Source organism: Bradyrhizobium guangdongense (assembly GCF_004114975.1).
GTDB lineage: Bacteria > Pseudomonadota > Alphaproteobacteria > Rhizobiales > Xanthobacteraceae > Bradyrhizobium > Bradyrhizobium guangdongense.
On the sequence record NZ_CP030051.1, the window covers coordinates 6,924,586 to 6,940,286 of the forward strand.

Below are 15,701 nucleotides of genomic sequence, written 5' to 3' on the forward strand. Positions count from 1 at the left end.
ATGTCAACGCCGAGGCTCGAAACCAAATACGTCTTCACCATCACCGCTGAGATCGGCGACGTCGTCACTGCCGGCGAGACCGGCATCGGCGTACGCCGCATCATCCCGATCCTGGGTGGCAAGGTGACGGGCGCGGTATCAGGCAAAGTGCTTCCCTTCGGCGCCGACTTCCAGACCATCCGGCCCAACGAGCTGATCGACCTCGAGGCCAAATACGCCTTCGAGACCGACGACGGCGCCGTCGTCTATGTCGAGAACAAGGGCATGCGCTTCGGCCCGGTCGAGCTATTGCAAAAGCTCAAGCGCGGCGAGCCGGTCGATCCCAAATTGATCTATTTCCGGACCGTGCCGAGATTCGAGACCGGGCATGCGAAGTATCGCTGGCTGATGGAGCACATCTTTGTGGGCTCGGCGGCGCGGCATGCGGACCGCGTGGTGATCGACATGCATCAGGTGGTGTGAAGGCGGCTGCCGCCTCGTCATTGCGAGCGCAGCGAAGGAATCCAGAGTCCTCCGCGGGCAAGATTCTGGATTGCTTCGCTGCGCTCGCAATGACGGAGAATTTGGCAAGGTCTGCGCATCACAGCCCGCCCCAGCCCTCAAAACCTTCGGATCCGGCGCCTGGCAGATTAAGGCCCACCGCGCCACATCACAGGCTGACATCTTGACTCCCGCAGAATTCGTTATACAACATAACTATTCTGATAAGGACGCAAATGACACAGGGAAACGCCGAGACCGCTGGCACGGGCGCCTCCGGGCTGCTTCAGATCGAGAGGGTGGACCGGGTTCTGACCGTGGGTCTGAACCGGCCGGCGAAGCGCAACGCGCTCAATGACGGCATCATTCTCGAAATCGGCGAATGTTTTACGTCCCTGCCGGAGGATATCGGCGCGGTGGTCATTCACGGCATCGGCGACCATTTCTCCAGCGGGCTCGACCTGTCCGAGCTCCAGGACCACGACGCCACCGGCGGCCTCCTGCATTCGCAGATGTGGCACCGGGTGTTCGATCGCATCCAGTACAGCCGCGTCCCGGTCATCGCCGCGCTGAAGGGCGCCGTGATCGGCGGCGGGCTGGAGCTGGCCTGTGCAGCACACATCCGCGTCGCCGAACCCTCGACCTACTTCGCGCTGCCGGAAGGACAGCGCGGCATCTTCGTCGGCGGCGGCGGCTCGGTGCGGCTGCCGCGGCTGATCGGCGTCGCGCGCATGATGGACATGATGCTGACGGGGCGCGTCTATAGCGCGACCGAAGGCGCGTCCTACGGCTTCGCGCAATATGTCACGGAAGCGGGCAACGGCTTGCCCAAGGCGCTCGAGCTCGCGACCAAGATTGCGTCCAACGCGCCGCTGACGAATTTCGCCGTGCTCCAGGCACTGCCGATGATCGCGGAAGCCAATCCGCAGACCGGCTTGTTGATGGAATCGCTGATGGCGACGGTCGCGCAGAGCGACAAGGAAGCCAAGCGCAGGATTCGCGAGTTCCTCGAGCACAAGACCGCAAAGGTGAAGCCGAAGTCATGAGCGCGCAGCCGTCCTCTTCCAGCACAGAGCGCGGCGTGAGCAATTCTCCGCTGCGACCGATCTCGTTCGGCGATCCCGTCGTCGACATCGAGCGGCGCGCCGATGGCACCATCTATCTGCGGCCGCAGCAGCCGCTCGGCGACTATCCCGCCCGCATCACCGATCGCCTGCACCATTGGGCGACGACGACGCCGGATCGCGTGTTCATGGCGGAGCGCGAAGGCGGCCGCGGCTGGCGCAGGATCACCTATGCCGAGCTGCTCACCGCGAGCCGGCATATCGCTTCAAGCCTGATCCAGCGCGGCCTGTCGGCGGAACGGCCGGTCGTCATCCTCTCCGGCAATTCGATCGACCATGCCCTGCTCGCCTTCGGCGCGTTCTATGCCGGCGTTCCGTTCTGCCCCGTGTCGCCGGCCTATTCGCTGGTGTCGAAGGACTACGGCAAGCTGTCCTATCTGATGAAGCTGCTGACCCCCGGCCTGGTTTTCGCCGAGGATGCCGACAAATTCGCCGACGCGCTCGCCGCCAATGTCTCGCTGGGCACCGAGATCGCCGCATCCTACGGTCACGTCCCGGGCCGCGACGTCACCCTGCTCGCCGACCTCATGGCAACGCCCGTTCGTAGCGATCTCGACGCCGTGCACGGCAAGATCGGTCCCGACACGATCGCAAAATTCCTGCTGACGTCGGGCTCGACAGGCAATCCCAAGGCCGTCATCAACACCCAGCGCATGATCTGCGCCAACCAGGTGATGTTGCGGGAGACGCTCGCCTTCCTCAAGGACGAGCCGCCTGTGATCATCGACTGGCTGCCCTGGAACCACACCTTTGGCGGCAATCACAATATCGGGCTCACGCTCTATAACGGCGGCTCGATGTATCTGGACGCCGGCAAGCCGGTGCCCGGCGGCATCGAGGAGACCGTGCGCAATCTCCAGGAGATTTCGCCGACAGTCTATTTCAACGTGCCCAAGGGCTATGAATCGCTGCTGCCGTATTTGCGCGACGACCAGGGCTTGCGCGCAAAGTTCTTTGATCGCCTGCACGCGATGTTCTTCTCGGGCGCGGCACTGTCGCCTTTTGTCTGGAACAGCCTCGACGAGCTCGCAGTGAAGGAAAAGGGCTATCGGGTACCGATGCTGACCGGCCTTGGCGCCACCGAGACTGCGCCGTTCTTCATGTCCGTCAATCCGCGCACCAGCCGCTCCGGCCATGTCGGACTGCCGGTGTCAGGCAACGACGCCAAGCTGGTGCCGAACAACGGCAAGCTGGAGGTGCGCTGCAAGGGCCCGAACGTCATGCCCGGCTACTGGCGCCAGCCCGACATCACCGCAAAATCGTTCGACGAGGAAGGCTTCTACAAGCTCGGCGACGCACTCAAGCCCGCCGATCCCGACGATCTCAATGCCGGCTTCGATTTCGACGGCCGCGTCAGCGAGGACTTCAAGCTCGCCAGCGGCACCTGGGTCAGCGTCGGCCCGCTGCGCGCGCGCCTCACGGCCGCCTGCGCGCCGCTGGTGCGCGACGTCGTCATCGCCGGCATCAACCGCGACGAGGTCTCCGCCCTCGTGCTGCTCGATCTCGACGGTTGCCGGCTGATCAATCCGACCTTGCCGGCCGACAATCTCACCTTCACCGCGCGCGACCGGCTGGTGCGCGAAGCCTTCCGCGAGCGCCTGACCCGCTTCCTCGCATCGGCCACCGGCTCCTCGACCCGGATCACCCGCGCGATCCTCCTGGATGAGCCGCTCTCGATCGACAAGGGCGAGGTCACCGACAAGGGCTCGGTCAACCAGCGCGCGGTTCTGGAGCATCGCGCCGCATTGATCGACGAGCTCTACGCTGCCAATCCATCGGGCCGTGTGATATCGGTCGGCTAAAGAAATTATCGCCATAGGAGAACGCCATGTTGTTGAAGGATCAGGCAGCCATCGTCACCGGCGGTGCATCGGGACTGGGCGCGGCCACCGCGCGAAAGCTGGCGGCGCAGGGCGCCAAGGTCGCTGTGTGCGATCTCAATACCAAGCTCGCCGAGACCGTTGCCGCCGAGATCAAGGGCGTCGCCGTGACGTGCGACGTCTCCGACGCAGCTTCTGCTGAGGCTGCGATCGCGCAGGCAACCAAGGCCCACGGGCCCGCGCGCGTGCTGGTCAACTGCGCCGGCATCGGCGTTGCCAAGCGCGTGGTCGGCCGCGACGGTCCGATGGCGCTCGCCGATTTCGACAAGGTGATCAAGGTCAATTTGATCGGCACCTTCAACATGCTGCGTCTTGCCGCAACCGAGATGTCCAAGCTGGAGCCGCAGGCGAGCGGCGAGCGCGGCGTCATCATCAACACCGCCTCCGTCGCGGCCTATGACGGCCAGATCGGGCAGTCCGCCTACTCGGCCTCGAAGGGCGGCATCGTCGGCATGACCTTGCCGATCGCGCGCGAGCTCGCCCAGTTCGGCATCCGCGTACTGACCATCGCGCCCGGCCTGTTCCTGACGCCGCTGCTCGCCAACCTGCCGCAGGAAGCCCAGGACTCCCTCGCCGCGGCGATCCCCTTCCCGCGCCGGCTCGGCAACGCCGACGAATTCGCAGCGCTCGCGCTGCATATGGTCGAGAACTCCTACCTCAACGGCGAAGTGGTGCGCCTCGACGGCTCGCTGCGCATGGCGCCGAAGTAACTCCAAGTAAGTTGATGGGCGGATTTGCAGCAGCGATCACGACCTTACCTCTCCCATTCGGAGAGGTCGGCGCGCAGCGCCGGGTGGGGAGCCCTGCCGTATCGAGAGACCGTAATCCCTCACCCGAATTGCTCTTGACGATGCTGCGCATCGCAAGACGCAATTCGACCTCTCCCTCCGGGAGAGGTGTGGCACAGCGCCAGAGGATGCATCACCGATGTTCGTGAACCGGCGCGAGGTCCAGATCCAGTGGGGCGACTGCGACCCCGCCAACATCGTCTACTACCCGCGTTATTTCGCGATGTTCGACGATTCGACCTCGGCCCTGTTCGAGGTCGCCGGGTTCTCGAAGCAGGACCTGGTCCGCAAATACGGCCTGGTGGGCATCCCCATGGTCGACACGCGGTCCAAGTTCTACATCCCCTCGACCTATGGCGACTGGATCACCATCGAGACGAAGATCGAGAGCATCAAGCGCTCGAGCTTCGAGGTGAAGCACAACGTCTATAAGGGTGAGGCGCTCGCCATCGAGGGTTTCGAGACCCGCGTCCTGGTCGGCCGCGACCCCGTTAACCCCGACAAACTGAAATCGGCACCATTCCCTCCGGAAATGGTAGCCAAATTCACAGGGAGCTAATCCGGAACTAATTCGCCGCATCGCCAAAAGACGGGGCTGAATTCATCCCCGATTTCTGCTTTCAAAGAAGAACGTCAAGGGAGGAATTGATGAAACGCTTTTACCTGACTGCCGCCATTGCGGCGGCGACGCTGGCGTTGCCGGCCCTGCCCACGCTGGCCCAGACCGCTGAAATCACGATCGGGATCACCACCACCACCACCGGCCCCGGCGCCGCGCTCGGGATCCCCGAGCGCAATGCGCTGGAATTCGTGCCGAAGGAGATTGGCGGCGTGCCGCTGAAAGTGATCGTGCTCGATGACGGCGGCGACCCGACCACGGCAACCACCAACGCACGTCGCTTCGTTACGGAGTCGAAAGCCGACATCATCATGGGCTCGGCGCTGACGCCGCCGACCATCGCGGTCTCCAACGTCGCCAACGAAGCCGGCATTCCGCATTTCGGCCTCGCGCCGTTCCCGATCACGCCGGAGCGCGCCAAGTGGTCGGTAGCGATGCCGCAGCCGATCCCGATCGTCGGCAAGGTGCTGTACGACCACATGAAGGCGCACAAGGTGAAAACGGTCGGCTATATCGGCTATTCCGATTCCTATGGCGACCTGTGGTTCAACGACCTGAAGGCGCAGGGCGTGCCGATGGGCCTCACCATCGTCGACGAGGAGCGCTTCGCGCGTCCCGACACCTCGGTCACCGGCCAGGTGCTGAAGCTCGTTGCCGCCAACCCCGACGCCATTCTCGTCGGCGCCTCCGGCACCGCAGCCGCGCTGCCGCAGACCGAACTGCGCGAGCGTGGCTATCAGGGCCTGATTTACCAGACCCACGGCGCAGCCAGCATGGACTTCATCCGCATCGCCGGCAAAGCCGCCGAGGGTGTGCTGATGGCCTCCGGCCCTGTAATGGACCCCGAGGACCAGCCGGACAGCGCGCTGACCAAGAAGCCGGGACTTGCGCTCAATGCGGCCTATGAAGCCAAGTACGGCCCGCACAGCCGCAGCCAGTTCGCGGGCCATTCCTACGATGCCTTCGAGATCCTGAAGCGGGTTGTCCCGGTGGCGCTGAAGACAGCCAAGCCCGGCACTCCGGAATTCCGCGAAGCCATCCGTCAGGCGCTGCTGTCGGAAAAGGACCTCGCGGCGAGCCAGGGCGTCTACAACTTCACCGAAAAGGACCGCTACGGCGTCGACGACCGCGCCCGCATCCTGCTCACCGTCAAGGACGGCAAGTACCAGATGGTGAAGGAGCCCTAAGAGGGCGACAACGCCAAGGACGATTCGAGCCGGCCCTCGTGGCCGGCTCTTTCGTCTTGCGAAACGCGCGAGTGCCTCAAGCCGCCTGTTGCAGCGGCGTCCAGGCGAACTCCGGATAGTACGCGTCCATCATCCGGTCGACATAGGCAGTGAGGTTCGGGAATCCTTCCGCGCGCTCGCGCAACTGAGATTCGAAGAACGGCGTCAATATCCCGGCAAGCGCGCCGAACGCGGTCGCATCGACGCCGCACGGCTTGTTGCCCATCAGGTAGGATTTGTCGCCGAGTTGCACCGACAGTGCAAACAGCGAGCGGACCGCGAGATCGACATCGTCATCGGGGGCGTGGCGGCCAAGGCCGGAGAGCAGGTAGTTTTCGGCAACGCGGAACTGCGCATCCTCACGCAGCTTCTCGCGGCTGTGCTCGGGCGCGCCGTCGAAGAAATGCGCAGGTCCCTTGGCGAAATTGGTGGCATCGACCCACCGCGCGCCGACCAGCGCCCAGTAGACATGGTGCTCGATCATGCGTTCGAACGCCCAGGCTTGCGCGCGCTCCTGCAAGGAGAGGCCGGCGTCGAAGTCGAAACCATAGCGGCGCTCGATATGCGCGCGGATGAAGGTGGAATCGGCCACGGCCTCGCCGCCATCGTCGATGAACGGCAATTGTCCCTTCGGCGAAGCCGGTGGCATCGCGCGCTCCTTCCTGTAGGGCAGCCCCGCCATCTTGAGCTGCACCTCGGTCTTGGTGACGAAAGGGCTGATTTCCGGCAGGCCGAAGCCGGTACCAAAGCCGTAAAGCGTGATCATGAGAGCTCTCCTGGACCTACCAAAAAAGTTGACGGAACCTAGCGCCGGGCTGCTGCCACCATGGTGGCAGCAGCCGTGATATCTTCTGCGAAACGGGCCCCCCGAAAGGCGCGGCTCATGACATGGCGGGCCAGCGCATCCGCAGCCTGGATCAGCGAGCGTGTCAGCATGGTCGCAAGCGCAATGCGGAGATCGACGATCGTGAGATCGAGAAATGCGAGACGGCTGAAGGCCCAGGCATACAGCGAGGCATGCAACGGAGTCTGGATCCGCCACCACGGACCGCCCGGACCGAAATGGGTTGGAATGATCATGGACAAATCCTCTTCAGTCGATGTGTTGTCTCGGTATAGAACTCCCCTGCTGCCAACATCCTGTCAGCAGCCACGCGCCATTTTCTGATCTGCCTACGATGAGAGAATTGTCATGAGACGCGCCGACCGGCTGTTTCAGATCATCCAGGTGCTGAGACGCACCCGTAAGCCGCTGACGGCCGACGCGATCGCGGCCGAGCTCGAGACCTCGAAGCGAACGATCTATCGCGACATCGCGACGTTGATTGGCCAGCGCGTGCCGATCCGCGGCGAGGCCGGCATGGGCTACATCCTGGAGAAGGGTTTCGACCTGCCACCCTTGATGCTGACGCCCGACGAGATCGAGGCGGCGGTGCTGGGCGCACAATGGGTCGCTGGACACGCCGATTCGACGCTGGCACGTGCGGCGGAAGATTTGATGGCCAAGATCGCCGACACCGTACCCGAGCGGCTGCGTCCGTTCGTCCTGGAGCCGGCGAGCCGCGCGCGGCCGAGCTGGAACCGGGAGCCGGACCGCCTCGACATGGCGCGCACGCGCGCCCAGATCCACGAAGGCAAGAAGATCATGCTGCGCTATCGCGACGAGCAGGGCCGCCCCAGCGAGCGCATGATCTGGCCGATCTCGGTCGGCTATCTCGAGGCAGTGCGCCTGCTCGCGGCCTGGTGCGAACTGCGCAGCGACTTCCGCAGCTTCCGCACCGATCGCGTCGTGGATGCGACCTATCTCGACGAACGATATCCTGAAAGGCGCGACGTGCTGCGCGCCAAGTGGCGGCAGAGCCTGGTCTGGGGACCGCCGAAAGACACTTGATGATGCAAGAACTCGATCTCTCGAGCCTTTGCCAGAGCTGCGGCGCCTGCTGCGGCTATTCGCAGAACTGGCCGCGCTTCTCGGTCGAGAGCGACGAGGAGCTGGCGTTGATCCCTTCGGGCTTCGTCAACGCGCGCCAATCCGGCATGCGCTGCGAGGGTGATCGTTGTTCGGCGTTGCAGGGAGAGATCGGCAAGGCAACGGCGTGCGGCGTCTATGCGGTGCGGCCGGAGGTGTGCCGCACCTGCATGCCGGGCGATGCCGAATGCGCAATGGCGCGGCGGAAGTTTGGACTGCCGACGATAGAAACCGCTTAGGCGAGGACGGCTTCGCCGATCTCGTCGTCGATCTCGTCGTCCAGCGGTGCGAGCACCGAGAGCGGCTTGGTCGACAGCGTGATCGGCTTGCGGCCACCCGACAGAGACGGGGACGATTTGGCCGAACCCTCGCGCGAGAGCGCATAGAGCGTCGAGCCGACACGGCCGCCATTCTCGATCAGATCGCGCTCGCTGCAGCTGCCCGCGATCGCGACCGCCAGCGAATGAAGGTGGCTGCGGCGATAGCAGAACAGCGCCAGCCTGGCGCGCGCGTCAGGGGAAACACTCTCAACCAGCCTCGGCAGGCCACTCTCGCTGGCGCGGTACATCTCGCCAAGGAGTTCGTCGCGAACCGGGCAGAAATCGCTTTCATAAGCGTCGCGGCTTGAAAACATTGCAGTTCTCCCTCGTATCGGGAAGATGCCGCGTAATTCTCTAATGAAAGGTTAACCACCCTGGGCGGTAGTCACCCGGTGTCCTTGCCTTATGCCGCGAATCGGAACGGCCCCTAGCCGGGTTGAATACGGGAGCGGTGGCCGCCCTGCGGCCATGTTTCCGGACGCGCGCCTCTGGCAGGGTCTCAGTTCGCCGCCATGAAGATGGAGAGGCCGAAGCCCGTCAGGTGATGCAGCGCCTGGTCGACGCCGATCAGGGTCCAGAACCAGGGGTGCTCCTGGTTGACGCCGAAGTTGGCAGAGACCAGCCCCTTGGCGCGATCGACCGTGATGTGAATGACGAAATCGATCAGTGCCACGAACCAGAATTTCGGCGCAACGATCAGGATCAGCGGCAGCGCAACCACAAGGTGTATCAGGCAATGCACCAGAAGCGGCAACGCCCAGCCGTGCTTCTGGTCCTTGCCATGCGCCATCCAGGCGGTCTGCAGCACGAAATCTGCAATGATGTGCTTGAAGGTGAGCAGCAACATCCAGCCAATGAGCGCTTCGACCGGAACCGCTGATGACAGGGGTGGAAACGACAAAGCCGACGCCCTCGTTGAATCGAAAAGGAAAAATGGAGCGTTCAGCGCAACTTCTTCTTGGTCCGACAGATCATCGGGACTGCTGATTTATGACATTTCCCGCGACGGAATGCAGCCGGGGGGAACTGGAAAATCGCCAAGTGTGGCTAAACGGTGATAGCATTATCCAACGCCAAGCATCTGAGTAGTTACCTTCAGCGCCGAATTTGCCTTCTCTTGCTGGAGAGCTATCATCCCCAGGTAGAGGATTATCGTTCTTTTTTCAGAAGCTTACGAATTTTAGCGCGCCGCGGGCGATCGCCGTGGCAGCCCGCAATTCCAGGAATAAGGCCGGAGTGCTGCCATGGGTTCTGAAGGCCCAACCTCGTCGACCGAGCTCCCGCCACCCAGGCGTCCCAAGGTGATCAAGACCAACCAGCAGCAGGTCCTGCTCTATGTCGTGCTGACCCTGCTGCTGTCGCTGGCGACCGTCTGGGCCGGCCGCGCTTGGCTGCACAATTCGGAGACGCTGACCTTTGCCGTCGGCGTGCCCAGCAGCGACGAAGCGCTGTTCGCCAACAAGCTCGCCACGCTGCTGAAGAACAATGCCTCACGCTTCCGGATCAAAATCGTCAACAATCCCGACAGCGCCAAGGCGCTCGCACAGTTCGATCGCAGGCAGGCCGACCTTGCCGTCCTGCGCACCGACGCCAAGGTGCCGCTGCGGGCGCGCACATTGGCGATCCTCGAGCACGATCTCGTGCTGCTGCTCGGCCCCGGCAACAGGAAGATCAAATCGCTCGCGGAGCTCAAGAAGAAGAAGGTCGCGGTTCTCGCCGAGAACGATGCCTCGCTCGCCTTCGTCCGCAGCATCCTCGACATCCCCGCCGATAGTCCTGACGCGGCGAAGATCCAGATGGCTCCGCAGGGCGCGACGCTGGACAAGCTATTCGCGCCAACCAACGGCTTCAGCGCAGTGATCGCCATCGTTCACGCCTCCAAAGCCGTGCGCGACAAGGCCTACGAGCAGGTCGCCAAGCGGGGCGGCTTCACGCTGAATGCGATCGACGAAGCCAAGGCGTTGACGCGCAAATTCCCCGGCATATCCGACGAGACCCTGACGGCAGGCACACTGTCCGCATCGCCCGAGATTCCCGACGACGATCTCGACACGATCGGGCTCGAATGGCTGCTGGTTGCGCAATCCAGGATGTCGGCCACCACCGCCGGCGATATCGCGCGTATCGTCTACGAGAACAAGTCCGCGCTCGGGCTCGACAATGGTTTTGCGACCCACATCGAGCCGGCCTCCGTCGAGAAGGACGCTTACGTGATGGCGCATCAGGGCGCAGCCGACTACATCAACGACGACACCAAGTCGTTCATGGATAAGTACAGCGACTTGATGTATCTGGGCGCCGCGGCGCTTAGCGTCATCGGCTCGATCTTCGCTGCGATCTACGCCAAGATCACCCGCATCGCGCCGGAGAAGGCGAGCGAACTCTCCACCGCCATCCTCGACATCGGCGAACGCATCGAGCATGCCCATTCGCTGGATCAGCTCGAATGCCTTCAGGACGAGCTCGAAAGCATTCTGCGGGGCGCTGTGATCGGCTTGCGCGACGGCACGATCAGTAGCGACGGGCTCGATACCTTCAAGCTGGGCTACGAGTTCGTCCGTGACGAAATCGGCATGCGCCGCGACTATCTGAAGCGTCACGCCGGCGAGATCGAGAGGGCGGCGGGCGAGGCCGCCGCGCCCCCGCACGACGACAGCAATGTCGTGGTGGTGAAGACGGTTCAGAGTGCCTGACGTATCGATCGTGCCCGGGCCACCCGAGGCATCTCCCTGGCGCCTCGCCGCTTCCCGGTCATGGAACAGTTTGCCCTCTGCAACCGTTGGTTACGGTCACAACCGGTGAACGCACCATGCGTATGCTCCTTCTCATCATCTTGCTGGGAATGCTGGTTGCGGTCGGCTACTTCGCCTATTCGGCCATGACCGTCGAAGGCGATCCGATCCCGACAGAAGGTTATGTGGCACTGGCGCTCGGGGCGGGGTTCTCCGTGGTCGTCGGCGTCGGTCTGATGACGCTGCTGTTCCTCAGCAGCCGCCGAGGCTATGACGAACCTCCACATTTCAAGTAGCGGCCAGGCCGGCACCAGCCGGCCCCGCCGCAGCGGGCATCTGCGCCCCGTCCCTGGGGCGAATGGTGCGGCTGCAAGCCCCGTCGTTGACGGCTCCGGTGCGGGCGGGCACTTTGGCGCCGAAGTCCCAGCCCGGGACCGCAGGCATCAAGACCGAGCCACCATCCCGCATGTCCAAGCCGATGTTCCCCGCTCTGGCCCAGTTCGTGGCCGCGACCGCCGGCCGCAACATGACCAAGGCGGCCTATGTGGCGGTGACCGTCGGTGTCCTCAGCATGGTGTTGTTGACGGTCGATCAGGCCTACCAGACGGCTCACCGCTGGGTGGATGTCCTGCTTTGGATCTGCCTGGGCTATTTCATATTCGAATGGCTGGTCCGGCTCCGGCACATGACGCGGCAGAGGCGGCTGGCGCTCTACATGTCCTCCTCGGCCGGGCTGGTCGACGCATTGGGGGCGCTGGCCGTGCCGGTCGCGCTGATCCTCGGCGCCGAGCCCGGAACGGCCTGGCTGCTGAGCGTGCTGTGGGTCTTGAAGGTGGTGCCGGGCATTCCCGGCCTGCGCCAACTCCGCCGGGTGCTCGTGCTAGAATCAGGCCCGCTGGTCAGCGTGCTCGTGATCTTCCTGATGGTGGTCTTCCTCGCCTCCGTCGCCGAGTATTTCCTGGAGCGGGACGTGCAACCTCAGACATTCGGCAGCGTCCCGGCCGCGCTGTGGTGGGCGGTCGTTACGCTGACCACCACAGGTTATGGCGACGTCGTGCCGATCACGCCGTTTGGGCGCATGGTGGCGGCTTTGGTGATGATCTCCGGCCTCGGCGTGTTCGGTCTCTGGACCGGTATTCTGGCAACCGGGTTCGCGGCGGAAACGCGGCGCGACAATTTCCTCAAGACCTGGGAGGCCGTCAGCAAGGTCCCGTTCTTCGCTGCGCTAGGACCGGCGGCCATTGCCGATGTCACCCACATGCTGCGCACGATGGACCTGCCGGCGCGCACCATGATCATCCGCAAGGGTACGCAGGGCGACTGCATGTATTTCATCGCTGCCGGCGCGGTCGAGGTCGACCTGCCCGGCAAGAAGGTCCAGCTCGGCGAAGGCGCCTTCTTCGGCGAGATGGCACTGCTCGGCAACAACATGAGGGGGGCCAATGTTTCGACCACGAAGGTGTCGCGGCTGCTGGTCCTCGACCTCGTCGATTTCCGCGTGCTGATGGCGCGGCACCCTGATTTGGCCCAGACCATCGACGCCGAGGCGAAACGTCGCGCGCTCGAGAACAAGTAAGTGGAGACAAGAATGTCGGACACAGCCGACGCGGCAAGCCCCCCAGTACTGGAAATCAATGGCGCCCGCGCGACCATCCGCCTGAACCGGCCAAAGCATCTCAACCGCCTTCAGGCGGAAGATCTCGGCGAGCTGGTCAAGCTGTTCGACCGGGTCGAGGCTGATCCCGACATCCGCGCGCTGGTGCTGACCGGAACGGGGCGCGCATTCTCGGCGGGCTATGACCTCAACTCCGTCGCCGAGCGGGCGGTGAGCGCCACCGAGCAGCAGAGCGCAGGCTCGGCCTTCGAGATCGTCGTCAACCGTCTGGAGGATCTCGGCGTGCCGACGATCTGCCGGCTCAATGGCGGCGTCTATGGCGGCTCGACCGACCTCGCGCTCGCTTGCGATTTCCGCATCGGCGTCGACACCGCCGAGATGTTCATGCCGGCGGCGCGGCTCGGGCTGCATTATTACAGGAGCGGCATCCAACGCTATGTGACGCGGCTCGGCGTGGATAACGCAAAAAGGCTGTTTCTCACCGCGCAGAAGATCAGCGCCCCGGAGATGCTGCGGATCGGCTATCTGACCGCCATGGTGCCGGAGGAGACACTCGATGAGGAGGTCGACAGGCTCGCCAGCATCCTCGCCGGCAATGCGCCCATCGCGATGCGCGGCATGAAACGCGCGATCAACGAGTTCGCCCGCGGCGAGCTGGATGCGCGAGCTGCCGACCAACGCCACCGCGACAGCATGCGCGGCGACGAGATCAAGGAAGGCATCAAGGCGTTTGCCGAGAAGCGGGCACCGCGGTTTTGAAGCTCACTTCCGCTTCGACCGCATCGCGCGCGTTTGCGTGAGCTTTGAATCCTGCGACAGGACCTGATAGCGATCGCTGTCGACTGCGTAGATCGCGATACGGCCTTCGCCGTCAGCGTGCACACCCCAACCGTAGCGCTTGCCGAGGCCTGAGGCACGCATGCAGGCCTGTCCGCGCGAGAAGAAGGCAGCGCGTGCCGCGTTCTTTTCCGAACTGGTCGCCTTGGCTCCAAGTTCACGCCCTTGCGCTGAGGTCGCGAAGACGACGTCGTCGGACGTGTACCTGTAAGGTGCATTCGCGATCATCGCATATTGCAATCCGGCCACCGTCGGCCGCCCTGCCCGCGGCGGAGGCTCCTCGCCGGAGCGAGCCGGACAGTCCTCGGCAATCTGGATGAACGTATCGAAACAATTGGTCGTATGGATCGGCTTGATCATGTGAGGTTCGGCCCTTCATCCTCCCGCGGCCGCGGCATGCTGCGTCGCCATCTCCTCGTCCGCCGCAGTGATGCGCTGGAACGCCGGCCGCGAGGTGATGCGCTCGGCGTAGCGAACGAAGACGTCCTTTTTAGGCACGATGCCGAACATCATGGTCCAACTGAACGCAACCCCCCACAGGATATCGGCAGCGGTCATGCGCTCGCCGAGCAGATACGGTCCCTTCGACAGCTGCGCCTCGAGCGCGCCCAGCATGGTGTCGTAATCCGCATAAGGCGACTGCGTGATCGGTGCCGGCTCGCGCTGCATGAACTTGTCGATCAGGGCCGGCTCGAAGGAGGAGCCATAATAGGCGATCCAGCGCAGGTATGGACCGCGCAGTGGGTCGTCGAGCGCCGGGGTGAGCCCGGCCCGCGGAAACAGATCGGCCAGATAGATGAAGATGGCCACCTGCTCGGTCACCAGCGCCTCGCCGTGCCTGACGGCCGGTACCTTGCCAAGCGGATTGATGGAGAGATAGGCCGGCTGCCGCTGCTCGCCGGCCTTCATGTTGAGGACGTGGAGATCATAGGGCGCGCCCAGCTCCTCCAGCAGCACCCGCGTGCCGGTGGCCCGGCTCTGCGGCGAGTAATACAAGGTGATGCGGTTCGGATCGGTCATGGCGGGTCTCCCTCGGGCCGGCTGCGATGGCCCATGTTGTAGCCGACAATACCTGACATCCTGTGTCAGGTATGATCTAAGAAGTCATGCGCGCGAGCCGGATGCTGTCGATCCTCACCACCCTCCAGGCCAGGGGGCAGGTCACTGCGCCCGAGCTTGCAGAGGCCTGCGAGGTTTCGGTGCGCACGATCTATCGCGACATCGATGCACTCGCGGCCTCCGGCGTTCCAGTTTACGCCGACCGCGGTGCGGAGGGTGGCTATCGCCTGCTCGATGGCTATCGCGTGCGCTTGAACGGACTGTCTCCGAGCGAGGCGGGTGCGCTATTTCTCGCAGGGCTCCCCGGCCCCGCGGCGGCGCTGGGGCTTGATGCGGCGATGATCGCCGCGCAGAACAAGCTGATGGCGGCGCTGCCTGCGAATCTGCGCGAAGACGCCGGACGCATGCAGGAGCGCTTCCATCTGGATGCGCCGGGCTGGTTCGGCGAGGCGGAGCAACCGAAACATCTGCGCACGATTGCCGGCGCGACTCTGCGCGAGACGTTCATCAGGATCCGCTACCAGAGCTGGCGGGCCGAGAAGCGGCGCCGTGTCGCCCCGCTCGGCCTCGTGCTGAAGGGCGGCGGCTGGTACCTCGCAGGGCAAGTCGACGGCAACGTGCGCACTTATCGCGTCGCGCGCGTGCTGGACTGCACGGCGCTCGACGAGCGCTTCGATCGTCCCACCGGTTTCGATCTCGCCGCTTATTGGCAGGATGCGACATTGCGGCTGGAGGCCGAGATGCATCCTGACGTCGCGGTCGTGCGGCTATCGCCGCTGGGCGTGAAGTTGCTCGACGCATTGAGCCAGCCGTATGTCAGGACACGCACGCAGATCGAAGAGGCCAAAGACGCAGACGGCTGGCGCATCGCCAGAGTGCCGACCGGCAAGACCTCATGGCACGCCGCCGCCGAGTTGCTACGGCTCGGAGCCGAAGCCGAAGTGCTCGAACCCGCACACCTCCGCGAGAAAATGGCCGAGATGACGCAGGCGATGGCCCTGCGCTATCGCGCGGCGCGAAAAGCCTGACGGCGGCGCATTTCGCCCTCGCTC

The 15,701-nt window shown here is 64.0% G+C and carries 19 protein-coding genes; 13 read left to right on the plus strand and 6 right to left on the minus strand.

Going from position 1 to position 15,701, the window contains the following annotated elements:
* From X265_RS33175 to X265_RS33205, 6 genes are all read left to right on the plus strand, one after another.
* Positions 1-462 (plus strand): DUF3237 domain-containing protein, encoded by a 462-nt coding sequence (locus X265_RS33175; RefSeq protein WP_128968639.1) that lies wholly within the window; start codon positions 1-3, stop codon positions 460-462.
* Positions 463-716: 254 nt separating this feature from the next.
* Positions 717-1,526: a crotonase/enoyl-CoA hydratase family protein gene (locus X265_RS33185; protein ID WP_128968641.1), complete on the plus strand. Its 810-nt coding sequence runs from the start codon at positions 717-719 to the stop codon at positions 1,524-1,526.
* Complete coding sequence (locus tag X265_RS33190; protein ID WP_128968642.1) at positions 1,523-3,406, plus strand: feruloyl-CoA synthase; 1,884 nt, start codon at positions 1,523-1,525, stop codon at positions 3,404-3,406. The genes X265_RS33185 and X265_RS33190 overlap by 4 nt, the downstream gene beginning before the upstream one ends.
* A gap of 26 nt (positions 3,407-3,432) precedes the next feature.
* Positions 3,433-4,194 carry an SDR family NAD(P)-dependent oxidoreductase gene (locus X265_RS33195; RefSeq protein ID WP_128968643.1) on the plus strand — a complete coding sequence of 254 codons (762 nt, stop codon included), beginning with the start codon at positions 3,433-3,435 and terminating at the stop codon, positions 4,192-4,194.
* A 217-nt stretch (positions 4,195-4,411) separates the two neighbouring features.
* Entirely contained in the window at positions 4,412-4,831 is a 420-nt protein-coding gene (locus X265_RS33200) for an acyl-CoA thioesterase (RefSeq protein ID WP_128968644.1), read from the plus strand.
* Positions 4,832-4,920: 89 nt separating this feature from the next.
* Complete coding sequence (locus X265_RS33205; protein WP_128968645.1) at positions 4,921-6,078, plus strand: ABC transporter substrate-binding protein; 1,158 nt, start codon at positions 4,921-4,923, stop codon at positions 6,076-6,078.
* Between the two features lie 76 nt (positions 6,079-6,154).
* Here the strand turns inward: X265_RS33205 and X265_RS33210 are convergent, their stop codons facing one another.
* Together X265_RS33210 and X265_RS33215 are read right to left on the minus strand one after the other, a co-directional pair.
* Positions 6,155-6,883: a glutathione S-transferase family protein gene (locus tag X265_RS33210; protein WP_128968646.1), complete on the minus strand. Its 729-nt coding sequence runs from the start codon at positions 6,881-6,883 to the stop codon at positions 6,155-6,157.
* Positions 6,884-6,921: 38 nt separating this feature from the next.
* Positions 6,922-7,197 carry a hypothetical protein gene (locus X265_RS33215; protein WP_128968647.1) on the minus strand — a complete coding sequence of 92 codons (276 nt, stop codon included), beginning with the start codon at positions 7,195-7,197 and terminating at the stop codon, positions 6,922-6,924.
* 112 nt (positions 7,198-7,309) lie between these two features.
* Between X265_RS33215 and X265_RS33220 the strand changes: the two genes are divergently transcribed.
* Together X265_RS33220 and X265_RS33225 are read left to right on the plus strand one after the other, a co-directional pair.
* Positions 7,310-8,008, plus strand: a complete 699-nt coding sequence (locus X265_RS33220; protein WP_128968648.1) for a helix-turn-helix transcriptional regulator — start codon at positions 7,310-7,312, stop codon at positions 8,006-8,008.
* Positions 8,008-8,325 (plus strand): YkgJ family cysteine cluster protein, encoded by a 318-nt coding sequence (locus X265_RS33225; protein WP_373291736.1) that lies wholly within the window; start codon positions 8,008-8,010, stop codon positions 8,323-8,325. The genes X265_RS33220 and X265_RS33225 overlap by 1 nt, the downstream gene beginning before the upstream one ends.
* On the opposite strand, the gene X265_RS40875 is transcribed toward X265_RS33225, so the two are convergent.
* Together X265_RS40875 and X265_RS33235 are read right to left on the minus strand one after the other, a co-directional pair.
* Entirely contained in the window at positions 8,322-8,720 is a 399-nt protein-coding gene (locus X265_RS40875) for a hypothetical protein (RefSeq protein ID WP_164938914.1), read from the minus strand. The two genes, X265_RS33225 and X265_RS40875, sit on opposite strands and share 4 nt — an antisense overlap.
* Positions 8,721-8,905: 185 nt before the next feature.
* A complete protein-coding gene (locus X265_RS33235) occupies positions 8,906-9,253 on the minus strand; it encodes a DUF3307 domain-containing protein (RefSeq protein ID WP_244659465.1) in 348 nt (115 codons plus the stop codon).
* 397 nt (positions 9,254-9,650) lie between these two features.
* Between X265_RS33235 and X265_RS33240 the strand changes: the two genes are divergently transcribed.
* The 4 genes from X265_RS33240 (at position 9,651) to X265_RS33255 (ending at position 13,512) form a co-directional block, all read left to right on the plus strand.
* Positions 9,651-11,099 (plus strand): TAXI family TRAP transporter solute-binding subunit, encoded by a 1,449-nt coding sequence (locus X265_RS33240; RefSeq protein ID WP_128968652.1) that lies wholly within the window; start codon positions 9,651-9,653, stop codon positions 11,097-11,099.
* A 116-nt stretch (positions 11,100-11,215) separates the two neighbouring features.
* Entirely contained in the window at positions 11,216-11,434 is a 219-nt protein-coding gene (locus X265_RS33245) for a hypothetical protein (protein ID WP_128968653.1), read from the plus strand.
* A gap of 170 nt (positions 11,435-11,604) precedes the next feature.
* On the plus strand, positions 11,605-12,714 hold the full coding sequence (locus X265_RS33250; RefSeq protein ID WP_128968654.1) for a cyclic nucleotide-gated ion channel: 1,110 nt from the start codon (positions 11,605-11,607) through the stop codon (positions 12,712-12,714).
* Between the two features lie 12 nt (positions 12,715-12,726).
* Positions 12,727-13,512, plus strand: a complete 786-nt coding sequence (locus X265_RS33255) for an enoyl-CoA hydratase/isomerase family protein (protein WP_128968655.1) — start codon at positions 12,727-12,729, stop codon at positions 13,510-13,512.
* 3 nt (positions 13,513-13,515) lie between these two features.
* On the opposite strand, the gene X265_RS33260 is transcribed toward X265_RS33255, so the two are convergent.
* Complete coding sequence (locus X265_RS33260) at positions 13,516-13,950, minus strand: DUF6157 family protein (RefSeq protein WP_128968656.1); 435 nt, start codon at positions 13,948-13,950, stop codon at positions 13,516-13,518.
* 15 nt (positions 13,951-13,965) lie between these two features.
* On the minus strand, positions 13,966-14,610 hold the full coding sequence (locus X265_RS33265; RefSeq protein WP_128968657.1) for a glutathione S-transferase family protein: 645 nt from the start codon (positions 14,608-14,610) through the stop codon (positions 13,966-13,968).
* 86 nt (positions 14,611-14,696) lie between these two features.
* Between X265_RS33265 and X265_RS33270 the strand changes: the two genes are divergently transcribed.
* Positions 14,697-15,677, plus strand: a complete 981-nt coding sequence (locus tag X265_RS33270; protein ID WP_128968658.1) for a helix-turn-helix transcriptional regulator — start codon at positions 14,697-14,699, stop codon at positions 15,675-15,677.
* The last annotated feature ends 24 nt before the right edge of the window (positions 15,678-15,701 follow it).

Bases quoted from the DNA above. Each gene is read 5' to 3' on its own strand.
- X265_RS33265 (WP_128968657.1), bottom strand. From the start codon at position 14,610: ATGACCGATCCGAACCGCATCACCTTGTATTACTCGCCGCAGAGCCGG.
- X265_RS33210 (WP_128968646.1), bottom strand. From the start codon at position 6,883: ATGATCACGCTTTACGGCTTTGGTACCGGCTTCGGCCTGCCGGAAATC.
- X265_RS33205 (WP_128968645.1), top strand. From the start codon at position 4,921: ATGAAACGCTTTTACCTGACTGCCGCCATTGCGGCGGCGACGCTGGCG.
- X265_RS33220 (WP_128968648.1), top strand. From the start codon at position 7,310: ATGAGACGCGCCGACCGGCTGTTTCAGATCATCCAGGTGCTGAGACGC.
- X265_RS40875 (WP_164938914.1), bottom strand. From the start codon at position 8,720: ATGTTTTCAAGCCGCGACGCTTATGAAAGCGATTTCTGCCCGGTTCGC.
- X265_RS33240 (WP_128968652.1), top strand. From the start codon at position 9,651: ATGGGTTCTGAAGGCCCAACCTCGTCGACCGAGCTCCCGCCACCCAGG.
- X265_RS33255 (WP_128968655.1), top strand. From the start codon at position 12,727: ATGTCGGACACAGCCGACGCGGCAAGCCCCCCAGTACTGGAAATCAAT.
- X265_RS33235 (WP_244659465.1), bottom strand. From the start codon at position 9,253: ATGTTGCTGCTCACCTTCAAGCACATCATTGCAGATTTCGTGCTGCAG.
- X265_RS33215 (WP_128968647.1), bottom strand. From the start codon at position 7,197: ATGATCATTCCAACCCATTTCGGTCCGGGCGGTCCGTGGTGGCGGATC.
- X265_RS33270 (WP_128968658.1), top strand. From the start codon at position 14,697: ATGCGCGCGAGCCGGATGCTGTCGATCCTCACCACCCTCCAGGCCAGG.
- X265_RS33175 (WP_128968639.1), top strand. From the start codon at position 1: ATGTCAACGCCGAGGCTCGAAACCAAATACGTCTTCACCATCACCGCT.
- X265_RS33195 (WP_128968643.1), top strand. From the start codon at position 3,433: ATGTTGTTGAAGGATCAGGCAGCCATCGTCACCGGCGGTGCATCGGGA.
- X265_RS33200 (WP_128968644.1), top strand. From the start codon at position 4,412: ATGTTCGTGAACCGGCGCGAGGTCCAGATCCAGTGGGGCGACTGCGAC.
- X265_RS33260 (WP_128968656.1), bottom strand. From the start codon at position 13,950: ATGATCAAGCCGATCCATACGACCAATTGTTTCGATACGTTCATCCAG.
- X265_RS33225 (WP_373291736.1), top strand. From the start codon at position 8,008: ATGATGCAAGAACTCGATCTCTCGAGCCTTTGCCAGAGCTGCGGCGCC.
- X265_RS33190 (WP_128968642.1), top strand. From the start codon at position 1,523: ATGAGCGCGCAGCCGTCCTCTTCCAGCACAGAGCGCGGCGTGAGCAAT.
- X265_RS33250 (WP_128968654.1), top strand. From the start codon at position 11,605: ATGTCCAAGCCGATGTTCCCCGCTCTGGCCCAGTTCGTGGCCGCGACC.
- X265_RS33185 (WP_128968641.1), top strand. From the start codon at position 717: ATGACACAGGGAAACGCCGAGACCGCTGGCACGGGCGCCTCCGGGCTG.
- X265_RS33245 (WP_128968653.1), top strand. From the start codon at position 11,216: ATGCGTATGCTCCTTCTCATCATCTTGCTGGGAATGCTGGTTGCGGTC.